The organism is Brucella sp. 22210 (assembly GCF_052045675.1).
Lineage (GTDB): Bacteria > Pseudomonadota > Alphaproteobacteria > Rhizobiales > Rhizobiaceae > Brucella.
On sequence record NZ_JBQEPD010000042.1, the window covers coordinates 1 to 19,341 of the forward strand.

Sequence of the window (19,341 nt, forward strand, 5' to 3'; positions counted from 1 at the left end):
TTACTCGATGATCGAAGCGACGATGCCTGCACCGACGGTGCGGCCACCTTCACGGATAGCGAAGCGGAGCTTCTCTTCCATGGCGATCGGGACGATCAGCGTAACGTCAACGGTGACGTTGTCGCCTGGCATAACCATTTCCGTGCCTTCCGGCAGGGTCACAACACCGGTCACGTCAGTCGTACGGAAGTAGAACTGTGGGCGGTAGTTGGTGAAGAACGGCGTATGACGGCCACCTTCGTCCTTGGTCAGAATGTAAGCTTCTGCCTTGAACTTGGTGTGCGGCTTAACCGAACCCGGCTTGCAGAGAACCTGACCGCGTTCAACGTCTTCACGGCCGATACCACGAACCAGTGCGCCGATGTTGTCGCCAGCCTGGCCCTGATCGAGCAGCTTGCGGAACATTTCAACGCCGGTAACCGTCGTCTTGCCGGTCGCCTTGATGCCGACGATTTCAACTTCTTCGCCAACCTTGACGATACCGCGCTCAACGCGACCCGTCACAACCGTACCGCGACCCGAGATCGAGAACACGTCTTCGATCGGCATCAGGAACGGCTGGTCGATCGGACGTTCCGGGGTCGGAATGTAGCTGTCGACTGCGTCCATCAGGTTGCGAATGGCGTCTTCGCCGAGTTCCTTCGAGGAATCTTCGAGAGCTGCCAGAGCCGAACCCTTGACGATCGGAACTTCGTCGCCCGGGAAGTCGTACTTCGAGAGAAGTTCGCGAACTTCCAGTTCAACCAGTTCGAGCAGTTCTGCGTCGTCAACCTGATCGCACTTGTTCAGGAACACGACGATTGCCGGAACGCCAACCTGACGAGCGAGCAGGATGTGCTCACGGGTCTGCGGCATCGGGCCGTCAGCTGCCGAAACAACCAGGATCGCGCCGTCCATCTGTGCAGCGCCGGTGATCATGTTCTTCACATAGTCAGCGTGGCCTGGGCAATCGACGTGGGCGTAGTGACGAGCTGCGGTTTCGTACTCAACGTGAGCCGTCGAGATCGTGATACCGCGGGCGCGTTCTTCCGGTGCAGCGTCGATCTGGTCATACGCCTTGAATTCACCGAAAAACTTCGTGATTGCCGCAGTCAGCGAGGTCTTGCCATGGTCAACGTGACCGATGGTGCCAATGTTAACGTGGGGCTTGTTACGTTCAAACTTACTCTTTGCCATTTGAGCTCTCCGTAAATTTAGCCTGCTCAGGCATTCTTTTGATTGGGAGCGTAACCTAGACGGTTACGCAAACTTCTTTTGGATTTCCTGTGCGACCGCCGTCGGAACCGGCTCATAATGGTCGAACTGCATCGTGTACTGTGCACGGCCCTGGGACATCGAACGCAGCGAGTTCACGTAGCCAAACATGTTGGCAAGCGGAACGTTTGCATTGACGACCGTGGCGATGCCGCGGGCTTCGGTGCCGGAAATCTGACCGCGACGCGAGTTCAGATCGCCGATAACGTCACCAACGTAATCTTCCGGCGTAACAACCTCGACCTTCATGATCGGCTCGAGGAGCTGGGCGCCAGCCTTCTGCGCACCTTCACGGAACGCTGCACGGGACGCGATTTCGAAGGCGAGAACAGACGAGTCAACGTCATGGTATGCGCCGTCGATCAGGGTGGCCTTCACGCCGAGCATCGGGAAGCCGGCGAGCGGACCCGCACCCATGACGCTTTCGATACCCTTCTGGACACCCGGAATGTATTCCTTCGGAACCGAGCCGCCGACGATCTTCGATTCGAAGATGAAATCGTCGCCATCATGCGGTTCGAAGATGATCTTCACGCGAGCGAACTGACCCGAACCACCCGACTGCTTCTTGTGGGTGTAATCGATTTCAGCCTGACGGGTGATCGATTCACGGTAAGCAACCTGCGGAGCACCGACGTTAGCTTCAACCTTGAATTCGCGCTTCATGCGATCGACGAGAATGTCGAGGTGAAGTTCGCCCATGCCGGCGATGATGGTCTGACCGGATTCTTCATCCGACTTGACGCGGAACGAAGGATCTTCAGCAGCCAGACGATTGAGCGCGATGCCCATCTTTTCCTGGTCGGCCTTGGTCTTCGGCTCGATCGCGATTTCGATAACCGGATCCGGGAATTCCATGCGTTCAAGGATAACCGGCTTCAGCGGATCGCAGAGCGTATCGCCAGTGGTGGTTTCCTTGAGGCCAGCCAGAGCAACGATGTCGCCTGCGAAGGCTTCTTCGATGTCTTCACGGCTGTTCGAGTGCATCTGCAGCATACGGCCGATGCGCTCACGCTTGCCCTTGACGGTGTTTTCGAGCGAAATACCCTTGGTCAGCTTGCCCGAGTAAATACGAGCGAAGGTCAGCGAACCAACGAACGGATCGTTCATGATCTTGAATGCGAGCATCGAAAGCGGTGCTTCATCCGAAGATTCACGGGTGGTTTCCGTTTCGGTCTTAACGTCGATGCCCTTAATTGCAGGAACATCGGTCGGAGCCGGCAGGAATTCCACAACTGCGTCGAGAAGCGGCTGAATGCCACGGTTCTTGAACGCCGTACCGCAAAGAACCGGATGGAACTTAACGTCGATGGTGCCACGGCGGATCAGTGCACGGAGCTGTTCGTTCGTCGGCATGGTGCCTTCGAGGTAAGCTTCCATTGCAGCTTCGTCGATTTCCACGGCAAGCTCGATGAGCTTTTCGCGGTATTCTTCAGCCTGGTCCTTAAGGTCTGCAGGGATTTCGCCAACTTCGGCAGCAGCGCCGATGGAGCCGTCCCAGGTCAGGGCCTTCATTTCGATCAGATCGATAACGCCGGTGAATTCGTTTTCAGCGCCGATCGGCAGCTGAACCGGAAGTGCAACAGCGCCAAGACGCGAGCCGACCATTTCAACGCAACGGAAAAAGTCAGCACCGATCTTGTCCATCTTGTTGACGAAGACCATACGCGGGACGTGGTACTTTTCAGCCTGACGCCACACGGTTTCCGTCTGAGGCTCAACGCCAGCGTTGGCGTCGAGCAGCGCGATTGCGCCGTCGAGAACACGGAGCGAACGCTCGACTTCAATCGTGAAGTCGACGTGGCCCGGAGTGTCGATGATGTTGAAGCGGCGCTTCTTGCCATCCTGACCCTGCCAGAACGTGGTCGTGGCAGCGGAAGTGATGGTGATACCGCGTTCCTGTTCCTGCTCCATCCAGTCCATGGTCGACGCACCATCGTGGGTTTCGCCGATCTTATGGTTCTTACCGGTGTAGAACAGGATGCGCTCGGTCATCGTCGTCTTACCGGCGTCGATGTGAGCCATGATACCGAAATTGCGGTAGTCTTCGATTTTGTATTCGCGGGCCATGATAGTCGCTCTTTGAATAGGTTTCGACGATTACCAGCGGTAATGCGAGAAGGCGCGGTTGGCTTCAGCCATGCGGTGCGTGTCTTCACGCTTCTTCACAGCAGAACCACGGTTGTTAGCAGCGTCAAGCAGCTCACCGGAAAGACGATCAATCATTGTCGTCTCGTTACGGCCACGAGCTGCATTGATGAGCCAACGGATGGCAAGTGCCTGGCGGCGTTCTGGACGCACATCAACCGGAACCTGATAGGTTGCACCACCAACGCGGCGCGAACGGACTTCGATGTGCGGAGCTACGTTGTCGAGCGCCTGATGGAACAGCGCGACCGGCTCGGACTTTGCCTTGGCTTCGATTGAATCGAGCGCACCGTAAACGATGCTTTCAGCAACCGACTTCTTGCCATGCAGCATGACTGCATTCATGAACTTCGTGATAACGAGATCGCCGAACTTTGGATCCGGATTGATCTCACGCTTCTCAGCTTTATGACGTCTAGACATTTCGTCTTTTCTTTCAATTACATCGGGCTCAGCTCACCTTACGGCAGCCGGTATCCCCGGAAAATCTTACTTCGGACGCTTTGCACCGTACTTCGAACGGCGCTGCTTGCGGTTCTTGACACCCTGGGTATCGAGAACGCCGCGGATGATGTGGTAACGCACACCCGGCAAGTCCTTTACGCGACCGCCGCGGATCATGACGACCGAGTGCTCCTGCAGGTTATGCCCTTCACCAGGGATATAACCGATAACTTCGAAGCCGTTCGTCAGACGAACCTTAGCAACCTTACGGAGAGCCGAGTTCGGCTTCTTCGGGGTCGTCGTGTACACGCGGGTGCAAACGCCGCGCTTCTGAGGGTTTGCCTGCAGTGCAGGAACCTTATTGCGCTTTACCGGCGCAATGCGCGGCTTGCGGATAAGCTGGTTTACGGTTGGCATACAACCTTCCTCTATAAAAAATCTCGTATCCACGCCCATACGGGCCGTTTCACCGCCATGCTGATGCACAAATTCGGGACAAGTCACGACAACCGGTGACCACCCCGAACAAAAGCAGAGGAAGCTGACGCTTCATGCGAACGGCAAGTTGCATTTCGATCGTAAAACGAACCCTGTTTGAGACGAACTTCAGGACGCGTCGTCCCGAACAAGCCAGTCTCACATCGGCTCAGATGGGCTGCTGATACGTCTTTCGCGACGTTTCGTCAAGGGAGCAGAGCCAAGTTTCTTAGCCAATGGGCAGGAAACCGGCGTTTCGGCCTTAGCCGGACAGGTTATTGCGCTGTGATCAGCGTGAAATCGCACTTATTTCGCGATCAAAACCGCCATTTTCACGTGGCAGCATAGCGTTGACGCCCCGGAGCCGTTATTGAAACACATCCGAGTCGAAACGCAACCCAATATTAAGAGATTCTCAATGTCTTCCACTACCGCATCCACCGGCGACGATTCGCCAACCGTCCACCTGGTCATCGCAGACGTCTGGAACGAAGGTGAAGAATCCCCCGTTGAAGTCCATCTGCTCATGAAGGCTGACGAAGACGAAGATCTGGTTCAGACCGTTCTCGGCATTCTCGCCGAAGAGGGTTATCATGAAGCTGAACTTCTCGAGATGGGCACCCTCACCGAAGAGCCTGCCGAAGAGCCGCACAAAAGTGCATGGGCAACCGCTCTGAGCGGCGAAGTCGCGCTGATCGAATTCGACGGCGACGACGAAGAAGAAGAGTAAGCTCTAGCCTATCATGGCTTGAAAGAATGAGGCGCATTCCGGAAATCGGATGCGCCTTTTTCTTTTGTTCTTGCAACCGCCTGTCCCGCCAATTGAAGACAAACAAAAAGGCCGCCTCGAAGGGCGGCCTTTTTCAGTTTCGTATCTACCGTTTACTCGGCAGCGTTGTTGGTCATGTCCACCAGCATCGCATTGGCTTCCGAAGAACCGGAAGACTTGCGGCGCTCGTCGATGATCAGCTCGTCACGAGCCGTCGCGATGCGACGGATCTGGTTGGTCATGCCGCCAGTACCAGCCGGGATGAGACGGCCGACGATGACGTTTTCCTTGAGACCCTGCAGCGTGTCCATCTTGCCGGCGACCGCAGCTTCGGTAAGCACGCGGGTCGTTTCCTGGAACGACGCAGCCGAGATGAAGGACGGAGTCTGCAACGATGCCTTGGTGATACCGAGGAGGACAGGATTGCCGGAACCCGGCTTCTTGCCTTCTTCGACCAGACGTTCGTTGATCTCGTCGAGTTCGATACGATCCACGTGATCGCCGGTGATGTAACCGGTATCGCCGGAATCGGTGATCTCAACCTTCTGCAGCATCTGACGGACAATCACTTCGATGTGCTTGTCGTTGATCAAAACGCCCTGCAAACGATAGACTTCCTGGATTTCGTTCACGAGGTACGAAGCCAGAGCTTCGACGCCCTTGATCGCCAGAATGTCATGCGGTGCCGGGTTGCCGTCGAGGATGTACTCACCCTTTTCGATGACGTCGCCGTCCTGAAGATGGAACGGCTTGCCCTTCGGAATGAGGTACTCGACCGGCTCGATCGTTTCGTCGTTCGGCTCGATGATGATGCGACGCTTGTTCTTGTAGTCGCGACCGAAACGAACAGTACCATCGATCTCTGCGATGACGGCATGGTCCTTCGGACGACGTGCTTCGAACAGTTCGGCAACGCGCGGCAGACCACCAGTGATGTCCTTGGTCTTGGCGCTTTCCATCGGCAGACGGGCGATAACGTCACCAGCCTTTACATGGCTGCCCGGTTCGACCGAAAGGATCGATTCCACCGAGAGCATGAAGCGGGCATCGCCACCCTTCGACAGCTTGAGGATCTTGCCAGCCTTGTCCTTGATGACCATGGCAGGCTTGAGATCCGAACCGCGAGGGGTCGAACGCCAGTCGATAACGACGCGCTTGGTGATACCGGTCGACTCGTCAGCCGATTCCGAAACCGAAAGACCGTCGACGAGATCTTCGAACTCAACATAGCCTTCAACTTCGGTCATGATCGGACGGGTGTACGGATCCCACTCGGCAATACGCTGACCGCGCTTGACCGTGTCGGCCTCATCCACAAACAGACGCGAACCGTAGGTCACACGATGAACCGCACGTTCCTTGCCCGTGTTGTCGAGGATCAGGACAGCCATGTTACGGCCCATCACCACGAGGTTGCCATCGGAGTTGCGAACCACATTGCGGTTACGCAGCTTGACGGTACCTTCATACGAAGCTTCCAGATAGGACGAGTCGACAACCTGTGCCGTGCCGCCCAAGTGGAAGGTACGCATGGTGAGCTGGGTGCCCGGCTCGCCGATCGACTGAGCAGCGATAACGCCGACAGCTTCACCCTGGTTGACCGGAGTACCGCGTGCGAGGTCGCGACCGTAGCACTTGGCGCAAACGCCGTTGCGGGTTTCGCAAGTCAGTGCCGAACGAATACGGATCGACTGGATCGACGCCTTCTCGATGATCTCGACGTCCTTTTCCTCGATCATGCGGCCGGCTTCGACGATGACTTCGCCGGTGGTCGGATGCAGGATCGGATCCAGAGCCGTACGGCCCAGAACGCGCTGACCGATCGAAGCCACGATCTGACCGGCATCGACGATCGGCTGCATGGTGAGACCGATTTCGGCGCCGCAATCGACTTCCGAAATGATCGCATCCTGTGCAACGTCAACGAGACGACGGGTCAGGTAGCCCGAGTTAGCGGTCTTCAAGGCGGTATCTGCCAGACCCTTACGGGCACCGTGGGTCGAGTTGAAGTACTCGTTAACGGTCAGGCCTTCCTTGAAGTTCGAGATGATCGGGGTTTCGATGATTTCACCCGACGGCTTGGCCATCAGGCCGCGCATACCGCCAAGCTGACGCATCTGGTTGACCGAACCACGGGCACCCGAATGCGACATCATGTAGACCGAGTTCATCTGCTTCTGGCGACCGGTCACCGGATCGAATTCAACGGCCTTCAGGCGCGCCATCATCTCTTCAGTGATCTTGTCGGTTGCCTTACCCCAGGCGTCGACGACCTTGTTGTACTTTTCGCCCTGAGTGATCAGGCCGTCATTGTACTGCTGTTCATATTCGGTCGTAAGCGCTTCGGTGTCTGCAACAATCTTCGCCTTGGTATCCGGAATGACCATGTCATCCTTACCAAACGAGATACCCGCACGGCAGGCATGGGCAAAGCCGAGCTGCATGATGCGATCGCAGAAGATAACCGTCTCTTTCTGACCGCAATGGCGGTAGACGTGATCGATCATCTTGGAGATGTTCTTCTTGGTCATCTCCTGATTGCAGATGTCAAACGGCACCATGACGTTCTTCGGCAGAAGCTCGCCAATGATCATGCGGCCAGGCGTCGTGTCGAAAATCTTCGACACAGGCTTGCCTTCGGCATCGACCGACTTGAAGCGACCCTTGATCTTGGTGTGCAGCGTGACAGCCTTGGTTTCCAGCGCGTGCTGGAGTTCACCCATATCGGCAAACACCATGCCCTCGCCCGGCTCTTTGTCTGCCACGATGGACAGATAATAGAGGCCGAGAACCATGTCCTGCGAAGGAACGATGATCGGCGCGCCGTTTGCCGGATGCAGGATGTTGTTGGTCGACATCATCAGCACGCGTGCTTCAAGCTGAGCTTCAAGCGACAGCGGCACGTGAACAGCCATCTGGTCACCGTCGAAGTCGGCGTTGAATGCCGTACAAACGAGCGGATGCAGCTGGATTGCCTTGCCTTCGATCAGAGTGGGTTCGAAGGCCTGGATGCCAAGACGGTGCAGCGTCGGAGCGCGGTTCAGAAGAACCGGATGCTCGCGGATCACTTCGTCAAGGATATCCCAGACTTCCGGACGTTCCTTCTCAACCAGCTTCTTCGCCTGCTTGACGGTGGACGAATAGCCCTTGGCGTCAAGGCGAGCGTAGATGAACGGCTTGAACAGTTCGAGCGCCATCTTCTTCGGCAAACCGCACTGGTGAAGCTTCAGCTCCGGACCGGTCACGATAACCGAACGGCCAGAATAGTCGACGCGCTTGCCGAGCAGGTTCTGACGGAAGCGGCCCTGCTTGCCCTTGAGCATGTCGGACAGCGACTTCAGCGGACGCTTGTTGGCGCCGGTGATCACGCGGCCACGACGGCCGTTGTCGAACAGCGCATCCACAGCTTCCTGCAGCATGCGCTTTTCGTTACGGATGATGATGCCCGGTGCGCGCAGTTCGATCAGGCGCTTCAGACGGTTGTTACGGTTGATGACGCGGCGGTACAGATCGTTCAGATCCGACGTCGCGAAACGACCGCCGTCCAGCGGCACGAGCGGACGCAGATCCGGCGGAATGACCGGAACGATCTTCATGATCATCCATTCCGGACGGTTTCCCGATTCCAGAAAGTTTTCGACGATCTTCAGACGCTTCATCAGCTTCTTCTGCTTCAGGTCCGAGGTAGTCTCGGCCAGATCGACGCGCAGATCGGCGGCAATCTTTTCGAGTTCCATCGAAGCCAAAAGCTCGTAGATAGCTTCTGCACCAATAAGAGCCGTGAACTGATCTTCGCCGAATTCATCGACGGCGATCATATATTCCTCTTCCGAAAGGAGCTGATGCTCCTTCAGCGAGGTCAGGCCCGGTTCGGTAACGATGTAGTTTTCGAAATACAGGACGCGCTCGATATCCTTGAGCGTCATGTCCAGCAGCGTGCCGATACGGCTCGGCAGCGACTTCAAAAACCAGATGTGAGCAACCGGAGCTGCGAGTTCGATATGGCCCATACGCTCGCGACGAACGCGCGAGAGCGTGACTTCCACACCGCACTTTTCGCAGATGATGCCTTTGTATTTCATACGCTTGTACTTACCGCACAAGCATTCATAGTCCTTGATCGGGCCGAAGATGCGCGCGCAGAAGAGACCATCGCGTTCTGGCTTGAACGTGCGGTAGTTGATAGTCTCCGGCTTCTTGATCTCGCCGTATGACCAGGACAGAATCTTCTCAGGGCTGGCGATCGAGATTCTGATGGAATCGAACGTTTGCGCCGGAGCCTGAGGATTGAAAAGATTCATGACCTCTTGGTTCATGCCGTTCTCCTTAAGGGCGATCCGCCGCCCTGTGTGTCGTCGATGACAGGCTGAAAATCCCTGCCATCCGGAAAAGAAATCGCGGTACTACTCAGTTTTGAACTGGCTTGCCGTAGGTCTCGTTCCCTCTTGCGGCAAATAAATCCGCCTTCACTGGAAACGAGTATACGGGCGCGCCACGGCAAGACCATGGCGCGCCTCGATTTTTTACTCTGCAGCGTCCGGCAGAGCCGGCTGTTCAGCATCGCGCGTGTCGTCGAGCTCGACATTGAGACCGAGCGAGCGCATTTCCTTGACGAGAACGTTGAAGCTCTCTGGAATACCCGCTTCGAACGTGTCGTCTCCGCGCACGATGGCTTCGTAGACCTTGGTACGGCCTGCCACGTCGTCCGACTTGACCGTAAGCATTTCCTGCAGCGTGTAAGCTGCACCGTATGCTTCCAGTGCCCAGACCTCCATTTCGCCGAAGCGCTGACCACCGAACTGGGCCTTGCCGCCCAGAGGCTGCTGCGTAACGAGCGAGTAAGGTCCGATCGAACGGGCGTGGATCTTGTCGTCGACCAGGTGGTGGAGCTTCAACATGTAGATGTAGCCCATGGTCACCTGACGGTCGAACGGCTCACCCGTACGTCCATCATACAGCGTCGACTGACCCGAGGTCGCAAGACCGGCATCCGTCAGCATCGCATTGATGTCGGCTTCGACGGCACCGTCGAAGACCGGCGTTGCGATGGACACGCCGCGCTTCACCTGATTGGCCAGCATGACAACGGAATCGTCATCATAAGACCGGATCGGCTCATTGCGGTCGTTGTCCGGATAGATGTGCTCCAGCGTCTCGCGCAGCGGCTCAATATTGGCCGTCTTGCGGTAAACGTCGAGAAGCTCACCGATCTTCTTGCCCATGCCAGCGCATGCCCAGCCGAGGTGGGTTTCCAGAATCTGGCCCACATTCATACGGCTCGGAACGCCAAGCGGGTTCAACACGATGTCGGCATGCGTACCGTCTTCGAGGAACGGCATGTCCTCAACCGGCAGAATGCGCGAAACCACACCCTTGTTACCGTGACGGCCAGCCATCTTGTCGCCTGGCTGGATCTTGCGCTTCACAGCGACAAAGACCTTGACCATCTTCATGACGCCTGGAGGCATCTCGTCGCCGCGCTGTACCTTTTCGACCTTGTCCATGAAGCGTGCTTCAAGCAGCTTCTTGGATTCGTCGTACTGGCCACGCAGAGCTTCCAACTCGCCCTGAAGCTTTTCGTCTTCAACGGCAAACTGCCACCACTGCGAACGCGGATACTCGGTCATGAGTTCGCGGCTGATCGTCGTGCCCTTCTTGAAGCCCTTCGGGCCGGCAGCGGCAACCTTGCCATCGATCATGTCGGCGAGACGACCATAGACGTTGCGGTCCAGGATAGCCTGTTCGTCGTCACGGTCCTTGGCGAGACGCTCGATTTCCTCGCGCTCGATAGCCATGGCGCGCTCGTCCTTTTCAACGCCGTGGCGATTGAAAACGCGAACTTCCACAACCGTACCGTAGGTTCCGGGCGGCATACGCATGGAGGTGTCACGAACGTCGGACGCCTTTTCACCGAAGATGGCGCGCAGAAGCTTTTCTTCCGGCGTCATCGGGCTTTCGCCCTTCGGGGTGATCTTGCCGACAAGAATGTCGCCAGGATGCACTTCAGCACCGATGTAGACGATACCGGCTTCGTCGAGGTTCTTCAGCGCTTCTTCCGATACGTTCGGAATGTCGCGGGTGATTTCCTCAGGTCCAAGCTTGGTGTCACGGGCGGCAACTTCGAATTCCTCGATGTGGATCGAGGTGAACACGTCGTCCGAAACGATCTTTTCCGAGAGAAGGATCGAATCTTCGTAGTTGTAGCCGTTCCACGGCATGAACGCGACGAGCACGTTGCGGCCGAGAGCCAGATCGCCGAGATCGGTCGACGGACCATCAGCAATGATGTCGCCCTTGCCGATTGGATCGCCGACGCGAACGAGCGGACGCTGGTTGATACAGGTCGACTGGTTCGAACGCTGGAACTTCTGCAGACGATAGATATCGACGCCCGACTTGGACGGATCGAGATCTTCCGTAGCGCGGATAACGATACGGGTCGCATCGACCTGATCGACGAAACCGCCACGACGCGCTGCAATCGCTGCACCGGAGTCGCGAGCCACAATCGGTTCCATACCCGTACCGACGAACGGCGCTTCAGCGCGAACGAGCGGCACAGCCTGACGCTGCATGTTCGAGCCCATGAGGGCGCGGTTGGCGTCGTCGTTTTCAAGGAACGGAATGAGCGCTGCTGCAACCGAAACGAGCTGCTTCGGCGAAACGTCCATCAGGTCCACGTTTTCACGCGGCGCCATCATCACTTCACCGGCATGACGGCAGATGACGAATTCGTCAACAAAACCGCCCTGTGCGTCCAGCTCAACGTTTGCCTGGGCAACCGAGTGCTTGGCTTCTTCCATGGCCGACAGATAGACAACGTCGTTCGTTACCTTGCCGTCGATCACCTTACGGTACGGGCTTTCGATGAAGCCGTACTTGTTGACGCGGGCAAAGGTTGCAAGCGAGTTGATCAGACCGATATTCGGGCCTTCCGGCGTTTCAATCGGGCAGATACGGCCATAGTGGGTCGGATGCACGTCGCGGACTTCGAAGCCAGCGCGCTCACGGGTCAAACCGCCCGGTCCAAGAGCCGAAAGACGGCGCTTGTGGGTGATTTCCGAAAGTGGGTTGGTCTGATCCATAAACTGCGACAGCTGCGACGAACCGAAGAATTCACGAACGGCAGCCGCTGCGGGCTTCGCGTTGATGAGATCCTGCGGCATGACCGTGTCGATTTCGATCGAGGACATACGTTCCTTGATCGCGCGCTCCATGCGGAGCAGACCGACGCGGTACTGATTTTCCATCAGTTCGCCGACCGAACGCACGCGGCGGTTGCCGAGATTGTCGATGTCGTCGATTTCGCCACGACCGTCACGCAGTTCCACCAGCATCTTGACCACGGCCAGGATGTCTTCCTTGCGCAGAACGCGCACGGTGTCTTCCGCGTCGAGGTCCAGACGCATGTTCATCTTGACGCGACCAACGGCCGAAAGGTCGTAACGCTCTGCATCGAAGAACAGCGAGTTGAACATCGCTTCGGCGGAATCCATCGTAGGCGGTTCGCCCGGACGCATCACGCGATAGATGTCGAACAGCGCATCCTGACGGCTCTCGTTCTTATCGACAGCCAGCGTGTTACGGATGTAACCGCCGATGTTGATATGATCGATGTCCAGAACGTTGATTTCGGTTTCACCGGTATCGAGCAGAGTCTTGAGGACCTTCTCGTCGATTTCGTCACCAGCTTCGAGATAAATCTCGCCGGTTGCGTAATTGACGACGTCTTCCGCCAGATAGGAACCGAACAGGTCGTCCTCGGTAGCCTTGATGGCCTTCAGACCCTTTTCAGCAAGCTGCTTGGCCGAACGGGCCGTGAGCTTCTTACCGGCTTCGAGAACAACTTCGCCCGTATCCGCGTCGATGAGATCGGAAATGATCTTCATGCCCTTGAAGCGGTCGGCGGAATACGGAATGCGCCAGTTGTCGCCGTCACGCGAATAGGTGACGGTCTTGTAGAAGGTCGACAGAATCTCTTCGCCGTCCATGCCGAGCGCCATGAGCAGCGTCGTTGCCGGCAGCTTGCGGCGACGGTCGATACGCGCATAGACGATGTCCTTGGAATCGAACTCGATGTCGAGCCAGGAACCGCGGTAAGGAATGACGCGAGCAGCGAACAGGAGCTTGCCCGAAGAATGGGTCTTGCCCTTGTCGTGATCGAAGAAGACGCCCGGCGAACGGTGCATCTGCGAAACGATCACGCGCTCCGTGCCGTTGACGATAAAGGTGCCGTTGTCGGTCATGAGCGGCATATCGCCCATGTACACGTCCTGCTCCTTGATGTCCTTGATGGACTTCGCGCCGGTATCTTCGTCAATATCGAATACGATAAGACGCAGCGTCACCTTGAGCGGCGCGGAATAGGTCAGGTCGCGCTGACGGCATTCGTCAACGTCGAACTTCGGTGGATCGAATTCGTAACGGACGAATTCGAGCATGGAAGCGCCGGAGAAATCCTGGATAGGGAAAACAGACTTGAAAACCGCCTGCAAACCCTCGTCAGGACGCCCGCCGGATGGTTCTTCAACCATTAGGAACTGGTCGTAAGATGCTTTCTGAACCTCGATAAGGTTCGGCATCTCGGCGACCTCTGGGATCTTGCCGAAAAATTTGCGTACGCGCTTGCGACCATTGAATGAATGGGTCTGAGCCATCGTCGCTCCTCGTTCTATAGCCTTGCGGCTTGCTCACGCCTTGCGGCCTTTATCATGCGCCGCCTTGCGGCGGTCCTTCGAGCGTATGGTTTTTCAAGTTGATGAGACCTGAAACAGACCATGCGCAATCTCGTCGTATCAAAGCAACTTTCGCACTGATTCGTGCGCAGGGTGCTTTTTGCATCGGCCCAAAAATCGAAGTCGATTTTTGGAAAGCACGATGCATGGATTCTAGCTATTAGAGCGACCTTTACGCGTCGTAAACGACGCGTGGCGCTCTAATGGGCTAAAACCCATTTCCTGAAAGCCGCTCTGGCGTTCAGAAAAAGGGTTTCCACTTAGTCGATCCACCGTCTTACGGGTGGAAACTGGCGGATGGAAAACCATCCGCCAGAATAGTCCGAACTTACTTGAGTTCGACCTTGGCGCCAGCAGCTTCGAGCTGTGCCTTGATCTTCTCAGCTTCGTCCTTCGAAGCGGCTTCCTTGACAGCCTTAGGAGCGCCTTCGACGAGGTCCTTGGCTTCCTTGAGGCCGAGACCGGTGATTGCGCGCACTTCCTTGATCACGTTGATCTTGTTAGCGCCGCCATCGACGAGAACGACGTCGAATTCGGTCTTTTCTTCAGCAGCAGCGGCCGGAGCAGCGCCACCAGCAGCAGCAACTGCTACAGGAGCAGCAGCCGAAACGCCCCACTTCTCTTCGAGAAGCTTCGAAAGCTCAGCAGCTTCGAGAACGGTCAGTGCCGACAGGTCGTCAACGATCTTTGCGAGATCAGCCATTTTGGTATTTCCTTAGTTTCAAGGTTTGAACAATTGACAGCGAAAAACGGCCTTACGCCGCCTCGTTCTTCCGGGCGTGCGCGCCAATAACGCGAGCGATCTGGCCCGCTGGTGCGCTGGTAAGTACTGCGAGACGCTGAGCCGGGGTCTGGATCATTCCAACCAGCTTTGCGCGCAGTTCGTCGAGCGATGGGAGCGAAGCAAGCGACTTGACGCCATCGGCGTTAAGCGTCGTTGCACCCATTGCACCACCGAGGATAACGAGCTTGTCGTTAGCCTTGGCGAATTCGACGGCTACTTTCGGAGCAGCAATCGGGTCGTTTGCATAAGCAACAACCGTCTGACCTGTAAACAGATCAGAAATGCCTTCCGATTCCGTGCCCTGAAGAGCGATCTTGGCAAGGCGGTTTTTCGCGACTTTAACGGACCCACCTGCATCACGCATCTTCGAGCGAAGATCGCTCATCTGCGCAACGGTGAGACCGGTATAGTGGGCCACGACGACCGAACCGGACTCTTTAAAAGCGCCGTTCAGCCACGAGACAAATTCGCGTTTTTCCGCTCTATCCACTGTCTCTCTCCAGTAGACAGGACCACATGGCCCTGCCGGGTTGCCTTTGCCGGACGAACTTCACAGTCAGCCCGACGTTCGAGGATCCTGTCCCCTTCAGCTATCCTGGAAGCCAGGCATCACTCAAAGGCAACTACGGTTCAAACCTTGCATGCGTTCACACGCGAAACAGGGTTATTCCACGTCTCATGCAGGCTATGTTTTAAGGAAAATCACCCGAAGATGATTGACCGCCTGCAATCTCGGACAGGATAACCGGACTTTCGTCCGGCTATCCGGATCATACGATCCGGAATTCTTGCACTTCGACCGCTTTCGCGATGCCGGCGTGCCGCCGATGCGCCCTCCCCTTAAAGAGAAAGGCATAGGCTCCGGCGAACCGGAGCCCAGATAGATTAAGCGACGACCTTGACGGTTGCCGGATCGACCTTGACGCCAACGCCCATGGTCGAGGAAAGCGAAACGCGCTTGACGTATTCACCCTTGGCAGCCGACGGCTTTGCCTTGATGACGGCGTCAGCGAAAGCCTTGATGTTTTCTTCGAGCTTCTGCGAGTCGAACGAAACCTTGCCGATACCGGCATGGATGATACCAGCCTTTTCGACGCGGAATTCAACTGCACCGCCCTTGGAAGCAGCAACAGCAGCAGCAACGTCGGTGGTGACGGTGCCAACCTTCGGGTTCGGCATCATGCCACGCGGGCCGAGAACCTTACCGAGACGACCGACGAGCGGCATCATATCCGGGGTTGCAATGCAGCGATCGAAGTCGATCTTGCCGCCATTGACGATTTCGAACAGTTCTTCCGCACCGACGATGTCGGCGCCAGCCTTCTTGGCTTCTTCAGCCTTGTCGCCACGTGCGAAAACAGCAACGCGAACCGTACGGCCGGTGCCGTTCGGCAGGTTGACAACGCCGCGAACCATCTGGTCAGCGTGACGCGGGTCAACGCCGAGGTTCATCGCGATTTCGATGGTTTCATCGAACTTGGCGATTGCACGTTCCTTGACGAGGCCGATAGCAGCCGACAGATCGTACAGCTTGTTACGATCGACGCCTTCGCGGATCTTGTTAATGCGCTTGGAAATCTTCGCCATCGTCTCAGCCCACCACTTCCAGGCCCATCGAACGGGCAGAACCTTCGATCATGCGCATCGCTGCTTCAATGTCAGCGGCGTTCAGATCTTTCATCTTCGCTTCAGCGATCGTGCGAACCTTGTCGCGGGAGATCGTGCCGGCGCTTGCCTTGCCCGGGGTCTTCGAACCGGACTTGAGGTTAGCGGCCTTCTTGAGGAAGTATGTCACCGGAGGCGTCTTCATCACAAAAGTGAAAGACTTGTCCTGGTAATAGGTGATCACGACTGGAATCGGCGAACCCTTTTCCATTTCCTGCGAGGCAGCATTGAACGCCTTGCAGAATTCCATGATGTTGATGCCGCGCTGACCCAGAGCCGGGCCGATCGGAGGCGAAGGGTTGGCCGCACCGGCTGCTACCTGCAGCTTGAGCTGGCCTGCAATTTTCTTAGCCATTACTTTCTGCCTTTTTTACAATGCCGGAAAACCGGCTTCTCGATTGACGCCGGGAAACCCGGCTTTCGACTGACGCCAATCAGACAATTGTCAGACTGACGGGCAGTTCGGTGGTCCGGAGATCGACGACCGGCTAAGCCGCCTTCCCTTCCACCACTTCCACTCCGGTTGGATTTTTGATCCCGCTTATGCCCTCAGGCTCAATTCAGGATCTCGCTCCAGAGTGAAATGCCCTTGCGGGCAAACGATCAGAGCTTATCGACCTGACCGTATTCCAGATCCACAGGCGTCGCGCGCCCGAAGATGGAAACCTCGACCTTGAGACGCGCGCGCTCTTCGTCGACTTCCTGAACGATACCGTTGAACGATGCGAATGGACCGTCGGAAACGCGAACCTGCTCACCGATTTCGAAGGAGACCGAGGTCTTCGGACGATCAACACCATCCTGAACCTGGTTCAGAATCTGATCGACTTCCTTCTGGGAAACCGGAACCGGCTTGGAGTCACCGAGGAAACCGGTGACGCGCGGCGTATTCTTGATCAGCGAAAAGACGGCATCGGTCAGCGTGGCATGCACGAGCACGTAACCCGGAAAGAACTTGCGCTCAGCATCAACCTTGCGGCCGCGGCGCACTTCAACGATCTTTTCGGTCGGCACAACGATCTGTTCAATCAGATTGGACAGACCCTTCTGTGCAGCCTTGGCTTCGATGTCCTCAGCCACCTTCTTTTCGAAATTTGAATAGGCGTGAACGATGTACCAGCGCGCCGTCATCTAAAAACTCCCCAATCCTGACTTATCGACCAAGGCCGAGAATAAATTCTACGCCATAGGCCATAAGCTGGTCGGCAAGGAAAAAGAACGCAGCAGCCAGAAACGCCATAATCACCACCATAATAGTGGAGATAATCGTTTCACGCCGGGTCGGCCAGGTTACCTTCGCCGTTTCGGCGCGAACCTGCTGAAGAAAGGTGATCGGATTCGTTTTGGATGCCATCTGCCGCTCTGTCATTGATCGAGCGCGACCTCCAAACCTTGAACAGCTAATCGTTTCAATCAGCGAATCAGAAGCCGGAACCCACGCGTATACGGCGCGCAAAGCTGAATTATCAGCCCCACGCACCGCGTGTCTGTTGACGTTACATAGAATCGATTCCCACAAAACACAAGCCCAAAGGTTAAAAGAATACCATACAGGCTTGTCGGAAATCCGACCCTTGCACACACCGCTCTACCACACCATTCAATCGTGTGATTGCGGCCTTCCCTGCCCGGCCAACAAATCCGGCAGGAAATTATCATTCTCCGACAATGTCATAGACCGCTAAAAAAGCGCTCGATATGAACAATAACGAAAAAGTTAAGGCAGCGTAAACGCCGCATAACTTTCCTTTATATAGAAAACGGGCGCATGCAGTCAAGCCGCATACACCCGTTTCAAAAATGGCAGGGGCAGCAGGGCTCGAACCCGCGACCTACGGTTTTGGAGACCGTCGCTCTACCAACTGAGCTATACCCCTATATGACGCTGGGCGTCACAATGACCGGCGGCGAACCGCCGATCAAATGATAATTCTTTACTCGATGATCGAAGCGACGATGCCTGCACCGACGGTGCGGCCACCTTCACGGATAGCGAAGCGGAGCTTCTCTTCCATGGCGATCGGGACGATCAGCGTAACGTCAACGGTGACGTTGTCGCCTGGCATAACCATTTCCGTGCCTTCCGGCAGGGTCACAACACCGGTCACGTCAGTCGTACGGAAGTAGAACTGTGGGCGGTAGTTGGTGAAGAACGGCGTATGACGGCCACCTTCGTCCTTGGTCAGAATGTAAGCTTCTGCCTTGAACTTGGTGTGCGGCTTAACCGAACCCGGCTTGCAGAGAACCTGACCGCGTTCAACGTCTTCACGGCCGATACCACGAACCAGTGCGCCGATGTTGTCGCCAGCCTGGCCCTGATCGAGCAGCTTGCGGAACATTTCAACGCCGGTAACCGTCGTCTTGCCGGTCGCCTTGATGCCGACGATTTCAACTTCTTCGCCAACCTTGACGATACCGCGCTCAACGCGACCCGTCACAACCGTACCGCGACCCGAGATCGAGAACACGTCTTCGATCGGCATCAGGAACGGCTGGTCGATCGGACGTTCCGGGGTCGGAATGTAGCTGTCGACTGCGTCCATCAGGTTGCGAATGGCGTCTTCGCCGAGTTCCTTCGAGGAATCTTCGAGAGCTGCCAGAGCCGAACCCTTGACGATCGGAACTTCGTCGCCCGGGAAGTCGTACTTCGAGAGAAGTTCGCGAACTTCCAGTTCAACCAGTTCGAGCAGTTCTGCGTCGTCAACCTGATCGCACTTGTTCAGGAACACGACGATTGCCGGAACGCCAACCTGACGAGCGAGCAGGATGTGCTCACGGGTCTGCGGCATCGGGCCGTCAGCTGCCGAAACAACCAGGATCGCGCCGTCCATCTGTGCAGCGCCGGTGATCATGTTCTTCACATAGTCAGCGTGGCCTGGGCAATCGACGTGGGCGTAGTGACGAGCTGCGGTTTCGTACTCAACGTGAGCCGTCGAGATCGTGATACCGCGGGCGCGTTCTTCCGGTGCAGCGTCGATCTGGTCATACGCCTTGAATTCACCGAAAAACTTCGTGATTGCCGCAGTCAGCGAGGTCTTGCCATGGTCAACGTGACCGATGGTGCC

General features: G+C 56.5%; 14 protein-coding genes and 1 tRNA gene. 1 reads left to right on the forward strand and 14 read right to left on the reverse strand.

What is annotated here, in order from left to right; translation table 11 throughout:
* The 4 genes from tuf (ACTJKP_RS23855) to rpsL all read right to left on the reverse strand — a co-directional run bounded on the left by tuf (ACTJKP_RS23855) (nt 1) and on the right by rpsL (nt 4,263).
* Nucleotides 1-1,176, reverse strand: coding sequence for an elongation factor Tu (gene tuf, locus ACTJKP_RS23855; RefSeq protein WP_151589461.1), 1,176 nt, complete (start codon nt 1,174-1,176; stop codon nt 1-3).
* A gap of 63 nt (nt 1,177-1,239) precedes the next feature.
* Nucleotides 1,240-3,324 (reverse strand): elongation factor G, encoded by a 2,085-nt coding sequence (gene fusA, locus ACTJKP_RS23860; protein WP_182523222.1) that lies wholly within the window; start codon nt 3,322-3,324, stop codon nt 1,240-1,242.
* A gap of 30 nt (nt 3,325-3,354) precedes the next feature.
* Nucleotides 3,355-3,825 carry a 30S ribosomal protein S7 gene (gene rpsG, locus ACTJKP_RS23865; RefSeq protein WP_109369231.1) on the reverse strand — a complete coding sequence of 157 codons (471 nt, stop codon included), beginning with the start codon at nt 3,823-3,825 and terminating at the stop codon, nt 3,355-3,357.
* 66 nt (nt 3,826-3,891) lie between these two features.
* Nucleotides 3,892-4,263: a 30S ribosomal protein S12 gene (gene rpsL / locus ACTJKP_RS23870; protein WP_006471111.1), complete on the reverse strand. Its 372-nt coding sequence runs from the start codon at nt 4,261-4,263 to the stop codon at nt 3,892-3,894.
* 478 nt (nt 4,264-4,741) lie between these two features.
* Here rpsL and ACTJKP_RS23875 point away from each other — a divergent pair, with 478 nt between their 5' ends.
* The gene (locus ACTJKP_RS23875) at nt 4,742-5,053 is read left to right on the forward strand and encodes a hypothetical protein (protein ID WP_138786857.1); all 312 of its coding nucleotides are present in this window, start codon (nt 4,742-4,744) and stop codon (nt 5,051-5,053) included.
* A 152-nt stretch (nt 5,054-5,205) separates the two neighbouring features.
* Here ACTJKP_RS23875 and rpoC read toward each other — a convergent pair whose 3' ends face one another.
* The 10 genes from rpoC to tuf (ACTJKP_RS23925) all read right to left on the reverse strand — a co-directional run.
* Nucleotides 5,206-9,408, reverse strand: coding sequence for a DNA-directed RNA polymerase subunit beta' (gene rpoC / locus ACTJKP_RS23880; protein WP_078341271.1), 4,203 nt, complete (start codon nt 9,406-9,408; stop codon nt 5,206-5,208).
* Between the two features lie 207 nt (nt 9,409-9,615).
* Nucleotides 9,616-13,749 (reverse strand): DNA-directed RNA polymerase subunit beta, encoded by a 4,134-nt coding sequence (rpoB, locus tag ACTJKP_RS23885; RefSeq protein WP_078341273.1) that lies wholly within the window; start codon nt 13,747-13,749, stop codon nt 9,616-9,618.
* 406 nt (nt 13,750-14,155) lie between these two features.
* Nucleotides 14,156-14,530 carry a 50S ribosomal protein L7/L12 gene (rplL, locus tag ACTJKP_RS23890; RefSeq protein ID WP_061346151.1) on the reverse strand — a complete coding sequence of 125 codons (375 nt, stop codon included), beginning with the start codon at nt 14,528-14,530 and terminating at the stop codon, nt 14,156-14,158.
* Between the two features lie 52 nt (nt 14,531-14,582).
* Nucleotides 14,583-15,101, reverse strand: coding sequence for a 50S ribosomal protein L10 (gene rplJ, locus ACTJKP_RS23895; RefSeq protein WP_010659905.1), 519 nt, complete (start codon nt 15,099-15,101; stop codon nt 14,583-14,585).
* 395 nt (nt 15,102-15,496) lie between these two features.
* Complete coding sequence (gene rplA / locus ACTJKP_RS23900) at nt 15,497-16,198, reverse strand: 50S ribosomal protein L1 (protein ID WP_440632449.1); 702 nt, start codon at nt 16,196-16,198, stop codon at nt 15,497-15,499.
* 4 nt (nt 16,199-16,202) lie between these two features.
* The gene (gene rplK / locus ACTJKP_RS23905) at nt 16,203-16,631 is read right to left on the reverse strand and encodes a 50S ribosomal protein L11 (RefSeq protein ID WP_010659903.1); all 429 of its coding nucleotides are present in this window, start codon (nt 16,629-16,631) and stop codon (nt 16,203-16,205) included.
* A gap of 248 nt (nt 16,632-16,879) precedes the next feature.
* On the reverse strand, nt 16,880-17,407 hold the full coding sequence (nusG, locus tag ACTJKP_RS23910) for a transcription termination/antitermination protein NusG (RefSeq protein ID WP_078341275.1): 528 nt from the start codon (nt 17,405-17,407) through the stop codon (nt 16,880-16,882).
* A 22-nt stretch (nt 17,408-17,429) separates the two neighbouring features.
* Nucleotides 17,430-17,630 carry a preprotein translocase subunit SecE gene (gene secE, locus ACTJKP_RS23915; RefSeq protein ID WP_078341276.1) on the reverse strand — a complete coding sequence of 67 codons (201 nt, stop codon included), beginning with the start codon at nt 17,628-17,630 and terminating at the stop codon, nt 17,430-17,432.
* Between the two features lie 447 nt (nt 17,631-18,077).
* A tRNA-Trp gene (locus ACTJKP_RS23920) sits at nt 18,078-18,153 on the reverse strand.
* A gap of 57 nt (nt 18,154-18,210) precedes the next feature.
* Nucleotides 18,211-19,341, reverse strand: a 1,131-nt coding sequence (gene tuf, locus ACTJKP_RS23925) for an elongation factor Tu (protein WP_113534998.1), incomplete at its 5' end; no start/stop codon positions are given.